This is a genomic window from Tistrella arctica, assembly GCF_039630945.1.
Lineage (GTDB): Bacteria > Pseudomonadota > Alphaproteobacteria > Tistrellales > Tistrellaceae > Tistrella > Tistrella bauzanensis.
This window is the reverse complement of the sequence record NZ_JBBKTV010000009.1, coordinates 266,546-286,946: the sequence shown is the minus strand read 5'-3', so window position 1 is coordinate 286,946 and position 20,401 is coordinate 266,546. Positions and strand designations below refer to the sequence as shown.

At 66.6% G+C, this 20,401-nt stretch carries 17 protein-coding genes and 1 tRNA gene; 11 read left to right on the top strand and 7 right to left on the bottom strand.

Annotation, left to right across the window (positions count from 1 at the left end; genetic code table 11):
• Positions 1–74: 74 nt before the first annotated feature.
• A tRNA-Val gene (locus tag WG924_RS21365) sits at positions 75–149 on the bottom strand.
• Positions 150–484: 335 nt separating this feature from the next.
• Between WG924_RS21365 and WG924_RS21360 the strand changes: the two genes are divergently transcribed.
• The 7 genes from WG924_RS21360 (at position 485) to WG924_RS21330 (ending at position 6,729) form a co-directional block, all read left to right on the top strand.
• Positions 485–1,441: an N-formylglutamate amidohydrolase gene (locus WG924_RS21360; RefSeq protein WP_345935069.1), complete on the top strand. Its 957-nt coding sequence runs from the start codon at positions 485–487 to the stop codon at positions 1,439–1,441.
• A 133-nt stretch (positions 1,442–1,574) separates the two neighbouring features.
• Positions 1,575–2,150, top strand: a complete 576-nt coding sequence (locus tag WG924_RS21355; protein ID WP_345935068.1) for a GNAT family N-acetyltransferase — start codon at positions 1,575–1,577, stop codon at positions 2,148–2,150.
• A 141-nt stretch (positions 2,151–2,291) separates the two neighbouring features.
• Positions 2,292–3,152 (top strand): phenylalanine 4-monooxygenase, encoded by an 861-nt coding sequence (phhA, locus tag WG924_RS21350; protein WP_345935067.1) that lies wholly within the window; start codon positions 2,292–2,294, stop codon positions 3,150–3,152.
• A 132-nt stretch (positions 3,153–3,284) separates the two neighbouring features.
• Positions 3,285–3,818 carry an acyltransferase family protein gene (locus WG924_RS21345; protein WP_345935066.1) on the top strand — a complete coding sequence of 178 codons (534 nt, stop codon included), beginning with the start codon at positions 3,285–3,287 and terminating at the stop codon, positions 3,816–3,818.
• A 28-nt stretch (positions 3,819–3,846) separates the two neighbouring features.
• Positions 3,847–4,593: an SGNH hydrolase domain-containing protein gene (locus tag WG924_RS21340; RefSeq protein ID WP_345935065.1), complete on the top strand. Its 747-nt coding sequence runs from the start codon at positions 3,847–3,849 to the stop codon at positions 4,591–4,593.
• Between the two features lie 5 nt (positions 4,594–4,598).
• Positions 4,599–4,832, top strand: a complete 234-nt coding sequence (locus tag WG924_RS21335) for an SGNH hydrolase domain-containing protein (protein ID WP_345935064.1) — start codon at positions 4,599–4,601, stop codon at positions 4,830–4,832.
• 997 nt (positions 4,833–5,829) lie between these two features.
• Positions 5,830–6,729: a transglycosylase SLT domain-containing protein gene (locus WG924_RS21330; protein WP_345935063.1), complete on the top strand. Its 900-nt coding sequence runs from the start codon at positions 5,830–5,832 to the stop codon at positions 6,727–6,729.
• Positions 6,730–6,896: 167 nt separating this feature from the next.
• On the opposite strand, the gene rpoH is transcribed toward WG924_RS21330, so the two are convergent.
• Positions 6,897–7,823 carry an RNA polymerase sigma factor RpoH gene (gene rpoH / locus WG924_RS21325; protein WP_188579519.1) on the bottom strand — a complete coding sequence of 309 codons (927 nt, stop codon included), beginning with the start codon at positions 7,821–7,823 and terminating at the stop codon, positions 6,897–6,899.
• A 694-nt stretch (positions 7,824–8,517) separates the two neighbouring features.
• On the opposite strand from rpoH, the gene WG924_RS21320 reads away from it, so the two are divergent.
• A complete protein-coding gene (locus WG924_RS21320; RefSeq protein ID WP_229708147.1) occupies positions 8,518–9,093 on the top strand; it encodes a helix-turn-helix domain-containing protein in 576 nt (191 codons plus the stop codon).
• An 18-nt stretch (positions 9,094–9,111) separates the two neighbouring features.
• Here WG924_RS21320 and chrA read toward each other — a convergent pair whose 3' ends face one another.
• On the bottom strand, positions 9,112–10,353 hold the full coding sequence (chrA, locus tag WG924_RS21315) for a chromate efflux transporter (protein WP_345935062.1): 1,242 nt from the start codon (positions 10,351–10,353) through the stop codon (positions 9,112–9,114).
• A gap of 244 nt (positions 10,354–10,597) precedes the next feature.
• Between chrA and WG924_RS21310 the strand changes: the two genes are divergently transcribed.
• The gene (locus WG924_RS21310; RefSeq protein WP_345935061.1) at positions 10,598–12,919 is read left to right on the top strand and encodes a xanthine dehydrogenase family protein molybdopterin-binding subunit; all 2,322 of its coding nucleotides are present in this window, start codon (positions 10,598–10,600) and stop codon (positions 12,917–12,919) included.
• A gap of 115 nt (positions 12,920–13,034) precedes the next feature.
• Here WG924_RS21310 and WG924_RS21305 read toward each other — a convergent pair whose 3' ends face one another.
• From WG924_RS21305 to WG924_RS21290, 4 genes are all read right to left on the bottom strand, one after another.
• A complete protein-coding gene (locus tag WG924_RS21305; RefSeq protein ID WP_188579477.1) occupies positions 13,035–13,616 on the bottom strand; it encodes a YqaA family protein in 582 nt (193 codons plus the stop codon).
• Positions 13,617–13,804: 188 nt separating this feature from the next.
• On the bottom strand, positions 13,805–15,955 hold the full coding sequence (locus WG924_RS21300; protein ID WP_345935060.1) for a methyl-accepting chemotaxis protein: 2,151 nt from the start codon (positions 15,953–15,955) through the stop codon (positions 13,805–13,807).
• A 266-nt stretch (positions 15,956–16,221) separates the two neighbouring features.
• Entirely contained in the window at positions 16,222–17,193 is a 972-nt protein-coding gene (locus WG924_RS21295; protein WP_188579517.1) for a zinc-binding dehydrogenase, read from the bottom strand.
• 44 nt (positions 17,194–17,237) lie between these two features.
• A complete protein-coding gene (locus tag WG924_RS21290; RefSeq protein WP_188579473.1) occupies positions 17,238–17,978 on the bottom strand; it encodes a TetR/AcrR family transcriptional regulator in 741 nt (246 codons plus the stop codon).
• 383 nt (positions 17,979–18,361) lie between these two features.
• Here WG924_RS21290 and WG924_RS21285 point away from each other — a divergent pair, with 383 nt between their 5' ends.
• Complete coding sequence (locus tag WG924_RS21285; protein ID WP_188579471.1) at positions 18,362–19,573, top strand: acyl-CoA dehydrogenase; 1,212 nt, start codon at positions 18,362–18,364, stop codon at positions 19,571–19,573.
• A gap of 321 nt (positions 19,574–19,894) precedes the next feature.
• Positions 19,895–20,368 carry a helix-turn-helix domain-containing protein gene (locus WG924_RS21280; RefSeq protein ID WP_345935059.1) on the top strand — a complete coding sequence of 158 codons (474 nt, stop codon included), beginning with the start codon at positions 19,895–19,897 and terminating at the stop codon, positions 20,366–20,368.
• The last annotated feature ends 33 nt before the right edge of the window (positions 20,369–20,401 follow it).

Genomic DNA, 20,401 nt, shown 5'->3' with positions numbered 1-20,401 from the left:
CAATGACATACCAACGCATGTGGTTTGATTACGCCACATACGACAAAACCCCCTGGTTTCCCAGGGGGTTTTGATGGTGGGCGCGACAAGGTTTGAACTTGTGACCCCTACGATGTCAACGTAGTGCTCTACCGCTGAGCTACGCGCCCTTGTCCGCATCCGACCCGCTGCCTGCATGGCTTGCCTGCCCGGCTCTGATGTGGGCGTTGATATAGCGCAGGCCATCCGGCCACGCAAGCATGGAAATGCGCTGATGACGCCTGAATGTCATCTTCGGTCATCCCGCCCTCGCCGATCGCAAGGCCTCCAGCCGCCATGCGCCGGACACATGGCCGCTTTCCGGTCGCCAGCTCCATGGTTTTCGGCCCATGATGATGACAGGGGCGCCGGAATGCCGTATTCATGTGGCCCTGGATCGGTGCGGCACTTCGGATGGGACCGGATGGCTTTGCACCGGCGGCAGATCGGGGGATACGCCTGACCGATGGCCGACATCGCCTTCGACATGGAAGACCGCGCGGACGCGGTCGCGGCGGCAGCCGCCATCCACGGGATCGACGCCCTCGTCGACCCCGCCGTCGAGGTATTGCGCCCGGCCCACCCGCGCCTGCCCTTCGTCTTTGCCTCGCCCCATTCCGGTGACTGCTATCCGGAAGGGTTCCGCGACGCATCGAGGCTCGACCCGCTGACCCTGCGCAATTCGGAAGATGCCTTTGTCGACGGGCTGTATGGTGCAGCCCCGGGACTGGGCGCGCCGCTGCTGCGCGCCCGGTTTCCGCGCGCCTATGTCGACGTCAACCGCGAGGCCTATGAGATCGACCCGCAGATGTTCGCGGATGGCGTGCCAAGCTTCGTGAACGCCAATTCCCGCCGCGTGCTCGGCGGGCTCGGCACCATTGCCCGGGTCGTGACCAACGGCCTGGAAATCTATACCCGCAAGCTGCTCTGGGCCGAAGCGGAGCTGCGGATCGCGCGCTATTACTTCCCCTATCATGCGGCATTGAAGGCGACCATCGACGAGGTCCGCAGCCGGTTCGGCGGCGTGCTGCTGGTCGACTGCCATTCCATGCCCTCGGTCGGCGGACCGATGGACCACGACCCGGGCGCGCCGCGGGTGGATTTCGTGCTGGGCGACCGCTTCGGCGCCGCCTGTGCGCCACGGGTGATCGACACCGCCCAGACCACGCTGGAGCGGATGGGTTATAACGTCGCCCGCAACCGCCCCTATGCCGGCGGCTTCGTGACCGAACATTACGGCCGGCCGATCGCCGGCGTGCATGCCCTGCAGATCGAGATCAACCGCGCTTTGTATATGGACGAGGCGCGGCTTCGCCCGCTGCCGGACTTCGAGGCCGTGGCGGCCGATATCGCCCGGCTGATCGACACAATGGGACAGGATACGGCGCTTCTGGCCGCCATCGGCGTGGAACGACGAGGCTGACCGCCGCGGCACGCCGGCCTTTGCCGCCGTCCCGGCACCCCGGCATCCGCAAGGATGCCCGCCACCGGCCCGACCGTCGCCCGCGGTCCGGGCTGCGACCCAGCTTCGATGATCGAAGGGCGCCCCGTTTCCGATGGCTGTACTGACCATGCCCAAGCCCGACCGCCACCCGCTGCCCCAACCGGGCGTCATCGTCCGCGACGCGACCGACGCCGATATGGCGCAGGTGCACGCGATTTATACCTATTACGTGGCGCATACCACCGTCAGCTTCGAGCTGGTGGCGCCGGATCTGAACGAGATGCGCGCCCGCCGGCTGGCGGCGCTGGACCGTGGCCTGCCCTATCTGGTGGCGGTGGAAGATGGCGAGATCAAGGCCTTCGCCTATGCCGCCCCCTTCCGGATGCGTGCCGCCTATCGGTTCACGGTCGAGAACTCGGTCTATGTCGGCCGTGGACAGACCGGGCGCGGTCTGGGGCGCGCCGTGCTGGCCGAACTGGTGCGGCGGTGCACGGCCGCCGGGTTCCGCCAGATGGTGGCGGTGATCGGCCACCCCGGCAACCCGGCCTCGCTGGCGCTGCATCAGGGGCTTGGCTTCGTTCATGCCGGCGAGTTCAAGGCGATCGGCCATAAATTCGGCCGCTGGATTGATGCGATCATGCTTCAGCGCAGCCTGGGCGAAGGCGCATCGACCCAGCCTGACGACTGACGCGGGCGAATGGCGGGGGACGAGCGCCACTGCGGGCGCCGGTTATTCGTTTCATTTGAAACCATCCAGGCTTGAAAATCGCCGGGGCGGCGCGCAGACTCGGCCTCAAACGCCCCCTTTATCGGAGCGACGAGGATTTTCATGACCACGACCCCAAGCTATCGCGACCACCCGGCCGAGATCCGGGACGACTTCACCACGGATCAGCGCTGGGAGACGCTGACCGAGGAGGAGCATGCGATCTGGCGCCTGCTGTTCGAGCGTCAGGCCGGTATTCTGCGGGACCGCGCCGTGCCCGCCTTCATCGATGGCCTGACCGGGCTTGGCATCGCCGCCGAGGGCGTGCCGAACTTCGAACGGTTGAGCGACGTGCTGGAGAAGGCCACCGGCTGGCGCATCGTCTGTGTGCCGGGGCTGGTGCCGGACGAGGTGTTCTTCCGCCATCTGTCGGAACGCCGGTTTCCCTCGACCAGCTTCATCCGCACCCGTGCCCAGCTTGACTATCTGCAGGAACCCGACGTCTTCCATGACATCTATGGTCATGTGCCGCTGCTGATGAACCCGGTTTTCGCCGATTACATGCAGGCCTATGGTCAGGCCGGCCTGCGCGCGTCGTCGCGCAACAGCCTGCACAATCTGGCCCGGCTTTACTGGTACACGGTGGAATTCGGGCTGATCGCCACCGATGACGGGCTGCGGATCTATGGATCTGGCATCGCATCGTCAAAGGGCGAGTCGATCTATGCGCTGGAAAGCCCGAAGCCCAACCGGCTGGGTTTCGACCTGAAGCGGGTGATGCGGACGAAATATCGCATCGACGATTTCCAGGAGACCTATTTCGTCATCCGCTCGTTCGAAGAACTGTTCGAGGAAACCGCCCAGGATTTCCAGCCGATCTATGACGAGATGGCCACGGCCAGCGATTACGAGCCGGGACAGGTGCTGCCGGAAGACCGTCGTTTTGCCCCCAATCCTCCGGGCACCGACAGCGCCGCCGCCTGAGGGCCCCGCCCCATACCGCTCCTGATACTGTACCGATACCGGCACGGGCACCGGCCAAGTTCGTGATGGCCGGTGCCGGCCGTGACCCGCATACTCCGTCGGATACTCGACCCTGCCGACGGAGCATGATGATTGCTGAGCTATCGCGCGGATATAGATGGCCTGCGGGGCGTCGCGGTCCTGTCGGTCGTGCTGTTTCACGCCGGGATCGACGGCTTTTCCGGCGGGTTCGTCGGCGTCGACATCTTCTTCGTCATCTCGGGCTTCCTGATGACGTCGATCATCGCGGGCGGCATCGCCCGCGGCGATTTCACCCTGGCCGGGTTCTATGCCCGGCGCGTCAGGCGGATCGGTCCGGCCCTGATCGCGGTGCTGGCCGCCACCTGGTGCGCCGGATACCTCATTCTTCTGCCCGCGGCGTTTACGGACCTGTCGGCCAGCGTGATCGCCACCCTGGGCATGGGGTCGAACATCCTGTTCTGGCGGACCAGCGCCTATTTCAGTGCCGCCGCCGAGATGAAACCGCTGCTGCACGGCTGGTCGCTGGCGGTCGAGGAACAGTTCTATCTGCTGTTCCCCCTGGCGATGCTCGCACTCGGCCGGCGGGATCTCGGTCGTATCATGGCGTCTGATCGAGCGGCCGTTCCGGCGTCCCGGACCGGATGACAGCAGCAGCGGCGACCGGCCCGGCCGGGTGTTCGCCACAGCCGGCATCGCCGCGGCCGCCATGGCCCTGGCAGCGATGGCGGGGCTGATCACCGCGGGCATGCCGGGACGCCTGGATCCACGGTTGCTGACCATCGCCGCCGCGGCCACCGAACCCGCGCCCGGTTTCAGCACCCATGATTTCTGCACCGGCGATCGCACCGATACCGACGATCCGTGCCGTTTCGGCGCGGACATGCCGCCGGGCTGGGTGCTGTGGGGCGACAGCCACGCCACCGCCCTGGCCGATGCCCTGGGCGCCGTGGCGGCACGCCAGGAAATCTCGTTCGTACTTCGCGACAGCCATGCCTGCCCGCCGGTGCCCGGCATCGACATTCTCGGCCAGCCGGCATGCCGCGCGCGCAACCAGCGCACGCTCGACCGGATCATCGCCGATCCGGCGCTGACCGACATCATTCTGGTCGCGCGCTACGCGGCCTATCTGCAGGGGGCGACCTCGGCCTTCGGCCCGGCCGAGTCCGCCATGCCGTTCAAGGTGGCCGACAGCCGGGGACAGGCGCTTTCCCCATCGGACGCGGCGGCGGTGATGGCCGGGGCACTCCGCCGCAGCGTCGATCGCCTGCTGGCGGCCGGGAGATCGGTCTGGGTGCTGTATCCGGTTCCCGAGGTGGGCTATGACGTGCCGCGGGTGGCCGGATCCTGGTCCGGCGCGGCCTGCCGCCGGATGATTTCACCCGGCCCTACACGATGTATCAGCAGCGGCAGGCGGCGGTAATCGCCATGCTGAACAGCCTGCCGCCATCGCCACGGCTGCACCGGCTGTATCCCGACCGGGTGTTTTGTGGCGCGGCACCGGACCGCACGGCCCGCTGTGCCACGATGCGCGGCGCCATCCCGCTCTATCGCGACGGCAACCATCCCAGCCGGGCCGGAGCGCGGCTTATCGCCGCCCTGCTCGCCGCCCCGATGGCGGGATCCGCGACCGATCCTGTCGCTACCGCGGCAAAACCATGACAGAGCATGGGCCCTGGCAAAAAAGAGGCCGCACCAGAAGACTGGCGCGGCCCAAAGTCTAGGGAGGAAACGCCCAAGAAGATGGGCTGCATCACCAGATGCCTCAGCACCTCATGACGCACTGCAAACGGTACGCTGCAACGCAGCATCGGTCAAGAGGGGAACTGTAATCGGTTTCAGACCCGCATAACGGGTATTCGGCCACAGGTAAATCCTGGCTGGGCGGGATCGCCTGATCCGCGATCAGCAGCAAAGATTTTACCGCGCCGCAACATGTCCGCCCCAAAAAGAAAGGCCGTACCAGAAGAACTGATACGGCCCAAGTCTAGGGAGGAAACGCCCAAAAACTGGGCTGCAACAGCGGCGCCGCCAAGCGCCCGTTACAAGACTCAAGATACGCTGCGCCGCACAAAGGGTCAAGGGGATTGTGGCGTTTTTTATGCGGCCATTTTTGGCAAAAAGCCCGCAATTCCGCGACTTCATGCAGGATATGCATGGCCAGCATGCCCCTTCGGCATCTGCGCAGATGCAACATGGATGTCGGGGTCCATCGCGACCTCCGCCTTGGCGCGCCGGAAAAAAAAGGCCGCGCCAGAAGACTGGCACGGCCCAAAGTCTAGGGAGGAAACGCCCAAAAGATGGGCCACGGCCGCGAACGCCTAAGCATTCAGCCTGCCGCGTTGCAACATATAAGGCGTGCCGGCCAAAGAGGCAAGCCCATTTCGTGCCCTTAATTTATGCATCAGTTATGCGGCCGGTTACCCCGCCGCCGAACCCATGTTTGGCACGGAAATTGAATGGAGCATGGGGCCAGCTTGGGGCCATCATCCCCGTCAGCGCCGCCCCCTCATCCGTCGGAAGTTCCGCGATGTTTCCCACCACCCCTCATCCCCATGGCCACATGTCACCTGCCCCGGCGTCGACCGCCGGCGGGCCGGCACGCCCTGCCCGCGCGGTCCTCGCCACGCTGAAAGCCGCACCACGCCTGGGATTTGCCATGTTGGCCACCGCCCTTGCCGTGGCCTGCCTGCTGTTGGCGATGGCGCCAGCCAAGGCTGCCGGCGATGCCGACTGGGCGATCTGCGACCGCGCCATCAGCGCCGCCGAAGACCGGCATGGATTGCCGGATGGCCTGCTGGCCGCGATCGCTCTGGCGGAATCAGGCCGGTGGAGCAAAGAAGCGGCGGCAAGAACTGCCTGGCCCTGGACGATCTATGCCGAGGGCCGTGGCCGTTACCTGGCAAGCCGCGCCGAAACGCTGGCCGAGATCCGCAGCCTGCGCGCCAAGGGCGTGCGCAATATCGACATCGGCTGCATGCAGGTGAATTTTCATTTCCACGGCAAGGAATTCGACAGCCTGGAGCAGATGATCGACCCGGCGCATAATGCCGATTATGCGGCCCGCTTCCTGAAATCGCTTCAGACCGAGACCGAAACCTGGACCCGGGCGGTCGGCTATTATCACAGCCGCACGCCCAGCCATTCCAAGCCCTATCGCGACCGGGTGCTGGGCTTCTGGCTGGACCGCAACGGCCATGGCGAAGACGACGCCCGCCGGCCCGCGCCGCCATCGCGCACCGCCCAGCCGCCCCGTTCCAACCCACAAAGCGTCGCGGCGCTGCCCGCCATCACCGCACTGACCGCCGTCACCGCACTGACCGATGGGCGCCGTCCGGCCGATGATGAGACCCGTCTGGCCGCCGCCGACATCGAGGCCGAAGAGGCAGGGGCCGGCACCATCGCACCGCGCACGCCCCCCAGCCGCGCCCATATGCCCCAGATCGCCCGCGGCGCCACCGCCGGGCCGGCACTGCCGACCTCCCGCGGGATCTATCGCTCGCCCACCGGGCAGACCTTGCGGATGATGCGCGGCAGCGGCAGCATCGCGCTGCGATGACCTCCAGACTTTGCTTGCAAGCTCCGTGGGGCGCACGCGCGGCATGTCGGTTCAGCCGCAGCACGCGGCCATGAAAAACCCGCCGCCGGCAGTACCGGGGCGGGTTTTCCGTTTCCAGACATCAAGACCTCCGGGGCCCGAGCGGCAAAGGCCGGGCCCGCCGGCGGTCAGTTCGGCTGATTGCTGCCGCGCAGCTGGCGATGTCCGCCCGACGCGCGCGCCGCCAGGATCTGCTGTTCGTTCACCACACCGTCGGCGATCGCCAGATCCAGCGTCTTCTTCTGCACCTTCTCGAAAGCGCGTACCTCGATCTGGCGCACCCGCTCGCGGCTGATGCCGTAAACCTGTGCCAGATCCTCCAGCGTCGCCGCCGGCTCCTTCAGGCACCGCTCGGTGAAGATGTGACGCTCGCGCTCGTTCAGATCCTCAAGCGCCGATTGCATCAGCGACATGCGCTTGGTCTGTTCCTCATTCTCGGCAACCGTGGTTTCCTGGCTGGGACGGCTGTCGGTCAGCCAGTCCTGCCACTCGGCATCGCCCTCGGCGGAGACCGGCGCGTTCAGCGACTGGTCGGGACCGGCGAAGCGGCGGTTCATCTCCACCACCTCGTGCTCGCCCACATCCAGCTCGGTGGCGATCTTCTTCACCACCTCGGGCGGCAGATCGCCGGCTTCGATGGCGTTCATCTGGTTCTTCAGCCGGCGCAGGTTGAAGAAGAGTTTCTTCTGGGCAGCCGTGGTGCCCATTTTGACCAGCGACCATGACCGCAGGATGAATTCCTGGATCGAGGCCCGCACCCACCACATCGCATAGGTGGACAGGCGGAAGCCGCGATCGGGGTCGAAGCGCTTCACGGCCTGCATCAGGCCGACATTGCCCTCGGCGATCACATCCTCCAGCGGCAGACCATAGCCCCGATAGCCCAGCGCGATCTTCGCCACCAGCCGCAGATGGCTGGTGATCAGGCGGCGTGCGGCTTCGGCGTCGGCATGGTCACGCCAGCGACAGGCCAGCATGAACTCCTCGTCCGCCGCAAGGATCGGGTACTTCTGAATCTCGTTCAGATAGGTCGACAGATTGCTGCCGCCCGACATGGCGGGAAGATGAGCGACCAAGACCTGCTCCTTTCGTCGTCGAGACCGAAAATGCCGCCGGACCCGGTAGTCGGCATCCGATCGGCATGTCCGTCTCAAGATGGGTACGACAAAGCGCCCCGGCAAGATCGCCTGCCGTGATCATTCCGTGTCGCCTGTGAACCGGCCGGCGATGTCGCGCCCGTCGCGCCTCGACGCGATCAGCCGGCATCCGATCCACGATGCCGATCGTACTCCTTGTGTCCCGCTCCGCAAGCGCAGTCCCTGTGTCTTCAAAAGCCCGGGCTTCAAAGGCCCGGCTTCAAAGGCCCGGTCTTCAAAGGCCGGCCGCGGGCGGTCCGCCGGGCGGCGGCACTGCGCGGTCAACCCGCGATGCGCCCGACGGTTCCGACCTGTCGGCGCCCCCCTGTTCGCGGGGGAAGGCCGTGGCACAGCTTTTGCGCTGAAGGGGTATCCGACGCCGGATGCAGCGGACGGGCGGCGAAACGGCCCCGCAGGATTGCGGAATGCAATGCAGGGCGCCGAAACCGTCGCAAGTTGCATCCCGCCCAGGAGACGCGGCACCGGCCGCCGCAGACGCTCACCCCCGATGGATGGTGCCTTCCGTCCGTCGATCCGAAACAGATCCCCCGGCCAATCCGGCTCCCAGCCCTCCGGCGATCCGCCCCAGAAAGACGAGAAGCCGATGCAACACATGCAACCCGCACCAGACCGCCGCCCCGCCCTGCTGCTCGTCGGTCGTGCCGATAGTTTTGCCGCCTTCGACCAGGCGGTGGGCCCACTGATGCGGATGCCCCGCACCGCCGTCCCCGATGGACAGCGCGCCATGGCCGCAATCCGCGTGTCACATCCGCCGGTGGTGATGATCGGCCGGTTCGATGACATGCCGCGCACCGGCCTGATCCAGCGTCTGGTCGCGATCGTGCCCGATATCCGGCCGATTTTCGTCCGCCTGCCCGAAGATGACGACGACGTGGTGGTTGGCGCCATGCGCGCGGGCGCGATCGATGTCGTGAGCAACAATGCCAGCCCCACCCGGATCGCTCATGCGGTGACGATGGCGATGACCTGGCGCGCCGGCTCTCTGGCCCTGCCGGAAGACGATCCGGCACAGTTGATCCGGCCGCTGGACGATGTCATCGACGAGACCATCGAGCGGGCCATTCTTCTCTGCCAGGGCAATGTCACCCGTGCAGCCCAGTTGCTCGGCATCAGCAGTTCGACCATCTATCGCCGCCGCGAGCGTCGTGCCGAGGTCCAGCCCGCCTGACCCGCCGGCAGCCCCCCGTCAGCCGATCGCGGCCGCCGCCATGCCGGCCGCGGCGGCGGCCGGTACCAGCGCCCAGACCGGCAGCCGCCACACCAGCAACGCCACCAGGGCGACCAGCGCCAGCGCCGCGTCTCGCGGCCCGGCAACCGCGCTGGTGAAGACCGGATGATAAAGTGCGGCCATCAACAGCCCCAGAACCGCCGCATTCACCCCGGCCAGCAGCCGACGCGCCCATGGCCGGCGCGATACCCGGTCCCACAACGGCAGAACCGCCACCACCAGCAGCAGGGCCGGCAGAAAGATCGCGACCAGCGCCACCACGCCGCCGATCCAGCCGCCGGCCACGGCACCAAGGAAAGCACCGAAGGTGAACAGCGGCCCAGGCACCGCCTGCGCCAGACCATAGCCCATCATGAAGGCCTGCGCGTCGACCTGCGACGCGGTTTCAGCCGCCAGCAGCGGCAGCACGACATGGCCGCCCCCGAACACCATGCTGCCGGCGCGATACATGCCATCGGCCAGCCCCGCCAGCGGACCACCACTGGCGGCGGCCAGCGGCAGCAGCACCAGCCCGGCCACGAACAGCACCGCCGCCACCAGCGCCGCCCGCCGCGGCACAGGGCGCGTGGTGGCACGGGTGGCGGCGGGCGTGGCCGGCGTCGCCGCCGGTGCCGATGCATCGGCGTCGAGCGGCACCACCGCCGCCACGATCAAGCCCAGAAGAATGCCGCCCAACTGCCCCGCCAGCCCCGGAACCATCAGCGCCAGGGCGGCGGCCGTCACCGCCAGCGTCATCCGCCGGGCATCGGGCGCCAGACTGCGCGCCATTCCGGCCACCGCCTGCACCACCACCGCCAGCGCCGCGATCTTCAGGCCACCGGTCAGGCCGTCAGGCAGCCAGCCGCCCCCCTGCCCCCCCGCGACCGCGAGCCCGGCCATGATCATCAGCAAGGCCGATGGCAGGGTGAACCCGGCCCAGGCGGCCAGGGCGCCGCCCAGCCCCGCCCGCCCCAGACCCAGCGCCACGCCGACCTGACTGCTGGCCGGTCCGGGCAGAAACTGGCACAGCGCCACCAGCCGGGCATAGCCGGCATCGTCCAGCCAGCCCCGCCGGTCGACGAATTCGGTGCGGAAGAACCCCAGATGGGCGACCGGGCCGCCGAAGGCGGTGCAGCCCAGCTTCAGGAACGCGCCGAATACCTCGGCCATACTGCCTCTGGCGACCGCCGGGGCGCTCGCCGCATCGTGGTTCTGCCCCATCTTCCCCCCATCGGTCATCATCCGGCGGCCGACGATATCGCCCGGCCCGCAGCCCCGGCAACCATCTGCCCGTGGCGTCATCGAAACGTCATGCCCGTGTGACCGCCCCCATACCGACCAACTGACCCGGCATTGCACCGCCAGCCTCCGATCAGCTACGCTCATGCCCCGTGGTGGCCGTTGGGCCGCACGGCTCTCCCACGCGGCGGCGAACGGCCGCAGACCTGCCAGGGACATCTGCTCCATGCTGAAATTCGGAATTGGCCAGTCCGTGCGCCGTGTCGAGGATCGTCGCTTCCTGACCGGTCATGGCCGCTATACCGACGATATCGTGCTCGATGGCCAGCTTTATGCCAGCTTCGTGCGCAGCCCCTATGCCAGCGCCCGGATCAATGCGGTCGACGTCGCCGATGCCCGCGCGGCCGACGGTGTGGTCGCCGTGTTCACCGGCGCCGATCTCGATGCCGACGGCATCGGCGGTGTGCCGGCGGTGGCGCGGGTGAAGAACGCCGACGGCACGCCGATGCAGGCACCGAAGCGTCCGGCGATCGCCAGTGACGCGGTGCATTTCGCCGGCGAGGCGGTGGCGATGGTGATCGCGACCGATCCGGTGCTGGCGCGCGATGCCGCCGAACTGGTGGCGGTGGATTATGAAGAACGCCCGGTGGTGGTCGATCCGGCGCGCGCGCTGGCGGGCGACACCGTGGCCGTCCACGATGGCAGCCCGGGCAATCTGTGTTTCGACTGGCGCCAGGGCAAGGCGGCCGAGGTCGACGCCGCGATGGCCGCGGCCGCGACCGTGGTCGAGATCGACATCGTCAACAACCGGGTCTCGGCCAACCCGATCGAGCCCCGCGCGATCAACGCCCATATCGATGCCGAGACCGGCCAGACCGTGGTCCACACCAACGGCCAGGGCGTCCATGGCATGCGCGGCATTCTGGCCGATGCGGTGTTCAAGGTGCCGGCCGACGAGTTCCGGGTGGTGATGCCGGATGTCGGCGGCGGTTTCGGCATGAAGATCTTCCTCTATCCGGAACATGTCGCCGTCACCTATGCCGCACGCAAACTGCGCCGGCCGGTGAAATGGACCGGCGACCGCTCGGAAAGCCTGCTCACCGACGCCCATGGCCGCGACCTGCGCACCCATGCCCGCATGGCGCTCGATACCGATGGCCGCTTCACCGCCTTCGAGGTGGATACCATCGCCAATCTGGGCGCCTATGCGTCACAATTCGGCGCGATGATCCCGACATCGGCGGCGGCCGGTCTTGCCACCACCGTCTATGACATCCCGGTGGCCAGCCTGCATGTCCGGGGCGTGTTCACCAACACCGCGCCGGTCGATGCCTATCGCGGCGCCGGCCGGCCCGAGGCCAATTATCTGATCGAGCGGCTGGTGGACGCCGCCGCCCGCGCAACCGGCCGAACCCCTGAGGCCCTGCGCCAGATCAACTATATCCGCCCCGACGCGATGCCCCATACCAACGCCATGGGCACCACCTACGACACCGGCGACTTCGCCGAGATGCAGCGGCGGGCATTGGCCGCCGCCGACATGGCGGGCTTCGCCGAGCGCCGCCGCCAGTCGGAAGCCCGCGGCCTGCTGCGCGGCATCGGCCTTGCCAGCTATATCGAATGGACCCAGGGCAATCCCAAGGAAGAGGCCCGTATCCGGTTCGAGGCCGATGGCTCGGCAACCGTGCTGGTCGGCACCCAGTCCAACGGCCAGGGCCACGAGACCGCCTTCGCCCAGGTGGCGGCCGAGTTGACCGGCATGCCCTTCGACAAGGTCCGGGTGGTGATGGGCGACACCGCCGAAATCCGCACCGGCGGCGGCACCGGCGGATCACGCTCGCTGCAGATGGCCGGATCGGCGATCCGGCTGGCATCGGAAGCGGTGGTGGAACGGGCGCGCGGCATTGCCGCCGACCGGCTGGAAGCCGCCAGCGACGATATCCGCTTCGAGGCCGGCCGGTTCACGGTCGCCGGCACCGATCTTGGCATCGGCATCGAAGAGGTGGCGCGGATCGCCCTGGATGGCGGCGAGCCGCTGGACGAAAGCCGGGTCTTCGACCGCCCCGCCCCCACCTTCCCCAATGGCTGCCACGTCGCCGAGGTCGAGATCGACCCCGAGACCGGACGGGTCGAGCCGGTCCGCTATACCGTCGCCGACGATTTCGGCAAGGTGGTCAATCCGATGATCGTGAAGGGCCAGGTTCAGGGCGGCGTCGCCCAAGGGCTGGGTCAGGCGCTGATCGAGCACGCGGTCTATGACGACGACAGCGGCCAGCTCATGACCGGCAGCTTCATGGATTACGGCATGCCCCGGGCCGACGACATGATCTTCCTGGACATCACCCTGCATGAAGACATGCCCACCGCCTCCAGCGGCCTGGGATCGAAGGGCTGCGGCGAGGCCGGCACCATCGGCGCCTGCCCGGCGATCATGAACGCGATCAACGACGCCCTGACCCGCGCGGGCGCGCCCGAGATCGACATGCCGGCCACCCCGGCCCGGGTCTGGGCCGTGCTGACCGCCGCCCGCGCGACCGCCGCCGCCTGACCAACCCGCGCCTGACCAACCCGCCACGTCACGCCGTCGATATGCGAAAGGCCCCGCCGGTGGTGATCCGGCGGGGCCTTCTGCATGATCATCGCCCGGGGACGGTGCCGACGGGTCAGAGCACGAAGCGCATCACCACGAAACCGCCGATCAGCAGAATGCAGAACAGGGCGGTGAACAGCCCCAGCCGCTTTTCGATGATCTGCAGGGTTTTCGGGCCGAACCAGTAGATGATGGCGGTGACGGCATAGAAGCGGATGCCACGCGCGACGATGCTGGCCAGGATGAAGGTGACGATGTTCAGCCCGGTCACGCCGCTGGTGATGGTGATCACCTTGAACGGGATCGGCGTGATGCCGGCCAGCAGCACCATCACCCAGCCCAGTTCGTTATAGCGTTCCGCCGCCGCCGCGAAATCCTGGTTCAGCCCATAGAAATCGAGGATCGGCTGACCGATGGTCTCGAACAGCCCATAGCCGATCAGATAGCCCAGCAGCGCGCCGAAGACCGAGGTGATCGTGCAGATCGCCGCGAACCGCCAGGCTTTGGACCGCTGCGCCAGCACCATCGGCGCCAGGATCACGTCCGGCGGAATCGGAAAGAACGAGCTTTCGGCGAAGCTGACCACGCCCAGCGCCCGCTCGGCATGGCGATGCCCGGCCAGGGCCATGGTCTTGTCATACATGCGGCGCAGCATCGGCCCGGTTTTCTCCCTGACTGCGGCGGCGCGCCGCTCTTTGACATTCCTCGCCCTTGCACGAGCGGGCGCACAGTAGCATCGCGCCGCGCCCCCCTCCACAACTGCCTGCCCGCTCACGCAAAAGCCCCGGACGGGAGCAACCCGTCCGGGGCCTTGTCAGGGGGCGTCGACAGTGGGCCCGAGGATCAGCCGGCGCGCACCGCATCCAGGAAGCCGCGCACCTCGCCGTCCAGATCGCTGGCCTGACGGGCCAGTTCACCGGCCGAGGCCAGGATCTGCTGCGAGGCGCTGCCGGTGGCCTGGGCCGCGTCGCGCATATCCTCGACGCTGCGGCTCACCTGCTCGGTGCCGCGGGCCGCCGCCTGGACGTTCGAGGCGATTTCCTGGGTGGCGGCACTCTGCTCCTCGACAGCGCTTGCGATTGAGGTGGCGATGTCGTTGATCTCGACGATGATCTTGCGGATGCCCTCGATGGCCCCGATCGCCTGATTGGTCTCGCCGCGTACCGCCGCGATCTGGGTGGAGATTTCCTCGGTCGCCCGCGCCGTCTGATTGGCCAGGCTCTTCACTTCCGAAGCCACCACCGCGAAGCCCTTGCCGGCTTCACCCGCACGCGCCGCCTCGATGGTCGCGTTCAGCGCCAGCAGGTTGGTCTGTTCGGCAATATCGGTGATCAGCCGCACCACGTCGCCGATCTTCTCGGCCGCCGCCGCCAGACCATAGACGGTCTGGTTGGTGCGCTCGGCCTCGTCGACCGCGCGACCGGCGATGGTCGACGATTTGTGGACCTGCCGGCCGATCTCGGTGATCGAATGCGACAACTCTTCCGCCGCGGCCGCCACGGTCTGCACGTTCTCGGTCGCCTGGGCCGTGGCATGGGCCACGTCTTCCGACTGGTGACGGGCACCATCGGCGGTCGACGACATCGACCGCGCGGTGGCATCCAGTTCGGTCGCGGCCGAGGTCACGCCGCGCAGCACGCCGCTGACCCGGTCGTCGAAGCCGCGGGTCAACTGCACCAGTTGTTCGGCGCGACGGGCCTTGGCCTCCTGGTCGGCGCGCTGTTCTTCAGCCAGACGCTGGCTTTCGACCATCGCATCCTTGAACACCTGCACCGAGGCCGCCATTTCGCCGATCTCATCGCTGCGGTCGCGGTCGGGGATGTCGACGGTGAGGTCGCCGCTGGACAGGGTCTTCATGGCACCGGTCATCCGACCCAGCGGCCGGGTGACGCCACGGGCGACGATCAGGCCGATGGTGCCCACGATCACGATCAGGCCCAGCGCCACCGCGGCGATGATGTTGCGCATGGTGGCGACCGGCGCCAGCATCTCGTCCTCGGCCATGTCGGCGATCACCGCCCAGCGCTGGCCCAGGAATTCAAGCGGTGTATAGGCGGTCAGCACCGGATAGCCATTGGGGCCGATCTCGCGGGTGCTGCCGGTCTTGCCGGCCAGTGCCGCCGCCACGGCATCCGAGGTGATCTGCCGCTCAAGCACCGTGGTGTCGGCGGTGAGGCGCGAGTTCGAGCGCATATAGCCGTCGGAGCCGACGAGATAGGTCTCGCCGGTCTCGCCCAGCCCTTGCGCGCTCTGCATGACCTTGTCGACGCCCTCGACCGACAGGCGGACGACGACGGCGCCGACATAGCCACCATCGCCGAACACCGGCACCGACAGGAAGGCGCTGACCTCGTTATTCGCCGGCTGATGATAGGTGAAGTCGACCAGCGAGACCGTGCCGGGCTCGGACGCGGCGGCAGCGGCGGCGGCACGACCCAGCCCGCCCTGGCCGACCGGGCTGTCATCCAGCTTCACCGCGAAATCGGTGTTCTTCTCGACCGAATAGATGACCCAGCCATTCTTGTCGACGAGATAGAGGTCGGCATAGCCCTTGGAACGCGACGCCGCGCGCAGCCAGGGGTGATAGCGTTCATGACTGTCGCTGAAGAAGGTGCCGTCACGCGCCTTGTCGAGCAGGCCGCGATCGGTTTCAGGATTGTCGGCCACATATGACTTCTGAAGGATCGCCGACGGATCGTCGTCCATCAGCGAAATCAGCTCGAAGGCATAGGTGAAGTCGATCAGCGTCTGGCGCAGGACCGAGTTGTCGGCGAGCACGGCCACATCCGACCGCACCCCATCCAGATAATCGCCCAGCCGGTCGGCGCGGGCATTGGTGATGGCCACGAGTTTGGTTTCGGAGGCCGAAACCAGTTCACGAGACGACACCAGATAGGCGACGATGCCAAGCACGATCGATGTGATCGCGACCGCTGCCACAATGACACCGGGAATTTTATGAACGATGCGCAAGCCGCGCCCCGTAGCCGCCATGTCGGATACCCTCTTCCCTGTCTGCACGTCCCGGTTTCATGATGTCCGGACCAATGAAGCCATGACGTCTGCTGCTGGACGATCTCAAAGCTCCCCCAGCCCAAGTTATCGCAGCCAAGCGTTAATCATCTGTTAGGACGCAGTCGCGAAAACGCCACAAACGGGCATTTTGGGTCGCAATTCGCCAATATATTGTATTTTATATAAATAAACTGGCCGCATCCTCACGGCTGCGGCCATTTGTACGCGCGTATGGTTGACGGCAATCAATCCATGGTCAGGACGACCTTGCCGGTCGAGCGGCGCTCCATCAGCGCCTTCAGCGCCTTGGGCGCGTCCACCATCGGGTGGCTTTCCGACACATGCGGCTTCAGCTTGCCCTCGGTAAACCAGCCAAGCAGCTTGACCAGACTGGCCCCGATGATCTTCGGATCCTTCTGCATATAGGCACCCCAGAAGGTTCCGACGACGGAGACGTTCTTGACCAGCAGCAGGTTGGCGGGGATCTGCGGGATCGTGCCGCTGGCAAAGCCGATGACCAGAATCCGGCCTTCCCAGTTGATGCAGCGGAGCGAGGCATCGAAGGCGCCGCCACCGACCGGGTCGTAGACCACGTCCACACCGCCGACCAGCTCCTTGACCTTCTCGCGCAGGTCGTCCCTGGCATAGTCGATCAGATGAGTGGCGCCATGGGCGCGGGCGACCTCAAGCTTTTCGGGGCTGCTGGCGACAGCGATGACCTCGGCGCCCATCGCGGCGCCGATCTCGACCGCGGTCAGGCCCACACCGCCGGCCGCACCCAGCACCAGCAGCTTTTCGCCGGGCTTCAGGTTCGCGCGATGTTCGAGCGCCACATGCGAGGTGCCATAGGCGACCGGGAAGGCCGCGGCGCTTTCGAAATCCATCATGTCGGGAATGGGAACCACCGCGGTCTGCGGCAGCACCACTTCCTGGGTATAGGCGCCGCTCGACGCCATGCCCATCACCCGCTGGCCGACCGAGACCCCGGTGACGCCGGCGCCGATCTCGGTGATCTCGCCCGCAAGCTCGATGCCCGGCGAGAACGGCAGCTCGGGCCGCACCTGATATTTGCCCTGAATGATCAGGGTGTCGGCGAAATTCACGCCCGCCGCCCGCACGCGGACGCGGACATGGCCGGGCTTCATCTCGGGGGCCGGAACCTCGGCCACGATCAGATCCTCAGGACCACCGAGTTTCGTGCACAGAACCGCCTTGATCACGTCTTCCTCCGTTGTCGATCGGTTTCTTCGATCGTCTCTGTTCAGTCTTGGGCGCCCTGTCGGGCACCGCGCTCGTCATCCATCCCGGCCTGGACGCCGGCCACACCGCCGGCCGCCGTCTGGCCGATGGCAAAGGCCGGAATCTCACGCAAGGGCGGCGCATTTCGGAATCCGGCGGCCGCGAAGGCCACCATCCGCCGGACCAGCGCCTCGAAATCCTCAAGGTCGCAGACACCTTGCGAAATCGCCTCCAGCCGGCTCAGATCGGTGATGGTGTAATGCATCATGCCCAGCGAGAAATGCAGCCGCCAATAGATCTCCTCGGCCGCAAGCTGCGGCAGCGCCTTCTGAAGCGCCGTGACGAAGCGGTGCAGATGACGCACATCCCGATCCAGCAGCGCTTTCATCTCAGGGGTGCCGTCGGCGCGGCATCGCGCCAGAAACTGCACGAACACCGACAGGCCGCGTTCCGGATCGGACATCCAGCGCATCGGCGGCGCCAGCAGCGCATAGAGCACGTCGTCCAATGGCAGCGGCCGCCCGCCGGCGCGCGCCTCGATTTCCGCCAGCAGCGACACCCGTTCGCGGTTCAGATCGCGGGCGCGGCGATGGAACACCGCCTGCAGCAGCGCATCCTTCGATCCGAAATGATAATTCACCGCCGCCAGATTGACATTCGCTTCGGCCGTGATGGTCCTGAGCGAGACACCGGCATAGGTGTGCTCGGCGAACAGACGCTCGGCCGCGTCGAGAATCCGTTCCTTGGTGTCCGACCCCGCCATCGGTTTCCTCGTCGCTCTGGCGCCGGTTTCGGATGCGGCCCCGGCAGGGTCCGGTGCGCCGGCATGTCTACCCTTCATGAGACCAATCCGTTTCAGGCGATGTTTTAAATCAACGTTCGTTCGAATATCGATGACACAGGCGTGACGTCGGGACAATGTAAATTCGCAAGGGACATGTGCAGCCGGTCACGCCCCCGCTGGGCGTGAGCGGCCTGCAAGCCGCCCGGCGGCTCGTTCGGAGACCCTCGCATGACAGCGCGGTTTCCCCATCGACAGCCCCCGGCGCCTGTGCTATCACAGACTAGTTAAAACGTTTGTTTGATACAAGTGTTAGCGAGCCCGTCGGTCGTCCTGCGACCGGCCAAGATCAGGAGGAAGCCCCCATGGAGTTCGCCATCAGTCCGCGGGCCCACGAAATCCGGGAACGGCTGATCGAGTTCATGGACGCCTACGTCTATCCGGCGGAGAGCGTCTTTGAGGAGCAGCACCGGAATTCCCCCGATCGCTGGGTCACCCCGCCGATCGTGGAAGAGCTGAAGGCCAAGGCGCGCGCGGCCGGCCTGTGGAACCTGTTCCTGCCCGAGAGTGAGCGCGGCGCCGGCCTGACCAACTCCGAATACGCCCCGCTCTGCGAGGTGATGGGCCGGTCCGAGATCGCGCCCGAGGTGTTCAACTGCAACGCCCCCGACACCGGCAATATGGAAGTGCTGGAGCGTTACGGCAGCGAAGAGCACAAGAAGCAGTGGCTGGAGCCGCTGCTGGCCGGCAAGATCCGGTCTGCCTTCGCGATGACCGAGCCGCTGGTGGCCTCGTCGGACGCGACCAACATCGAAAGCCGCATCGAGCGTGATGGCGACGATTATGTCATCAACGGTCGCAAGTGGTGGACCAGCGGTGCGCCCGATCCGCGCTGCAAGATCCTGATCTTCATGGGCAAGACCCGTTTCGACGGCCCACGCCATGGCCAGCAGTCGATGGTCCTGGTGCCGATGGATACACCCGGCGTGACGGTTCTGCGGCCGCTGAAGGTCTTCGGCTATGACGATGCGCCGCACGGCCATGCCGAAGTGCTGTTCGAGAATGTCCGGGTGCCGGTCGAGAATATCCTGCTCGGCGAAGGCCGCGGGTTCGAGATCGCCCAGGGTCGCCTTGGCCCAGGCCGCATTCATCACTGCATGCGCCTGATCGGTCAGGCCGAGCGTGCGCTTGAACTGATGTGCAAGCGCGCCCAGCAGCGCACGGCCTTCGGCAAGACGCTGGCCGACCATGGCATGACCCGCCACTACATCGCCATGTCGCGGATGGAGATCGACCAGGCCCGTCTTCTGACCATGAAGGCGGCGTGGATGATGGACACTGTCGGCAACAAGAACGCCAAGTCCGAGATCGCGGCGATCAAGGTCGTGGCGCCGAACATGGCCACCCGCGTGATCGACCGTGCGATCCAGGTCCATGGCGGCGGCGGCGTCTGCCAGGACTTCTTCCTGGCGAAGGCCTATGCCAGCGCCCGCACCCTGCGTCTGGCCGACGGCCCGGACGAGGTGCATCAGGAGACGGTCGCCAAGATCGAGCTGGCCAAGCACGCGATCGGCTGACCCGACAGAACCAGCCCGGCGCCGCCTCCCCCAGGTGGCGCCGGCTCCGACAGCCCCCCATCCGGCACCGGATGGGGGGCTGTGTTGTCTCAGGAGGCCGGGTCATGCAGGCGTTTCAGTCGTTGACACCTCCGGCGGGAGGCGCTGACACCGTCACGCATCCGGTCTCGCCCCCCACGTCCGTGAACGGATGATGGAGAGAGGCATCAACCTGCTGCACTCACGTCCCACAGCGGACATTTGTATCGGCACGGTCGCCCCCCCTGATGTACGGGAATGGCCGGGCGGAATCGCTCCCCATGCGGGAGCGTGGAGACCAGAATGACCGGCACCTCGTATCACTATCGCGAATGCGGGCTGGACAATATCTATCTCGCGAACGGGTATACGTTGTCCGAAACGCCCTATGGCGAAACCCTGGCGATCCATGATGTTGACAAGCTGCATCGTGAGATCGGCCGCGCGCTGGCGCGACAGGCTGCCAGCCTGAGTGGCGCCGGCTTCCGCTTTCTGCGTGTCGAACTTGGCTGGTCGCAGGAGGAACTTTCCCGGCTGCTCGGTCGCGACAAGCAGACCATCGGTCGCTGGGAACGGGGCGAAAGCAATGTCGACCCTCTGGCCGACCGCATTCTGCGGCTGATCTTCGCCGAGCATACCGGGAACAGCGCCCCGGCCGCGCTCACCGAGCGGCTCATGACGCTTTCCCATCAGACGACGGGCTTTCATCAGATGGGCGAAGCCGGGCCGTGGCTGTTCGTCGAGGATCTGAATGGCTGGCAGGCGCAGGCGGCCTGACTGGACAAAGTGGGGGCAGCCGCCGCCGGCCGC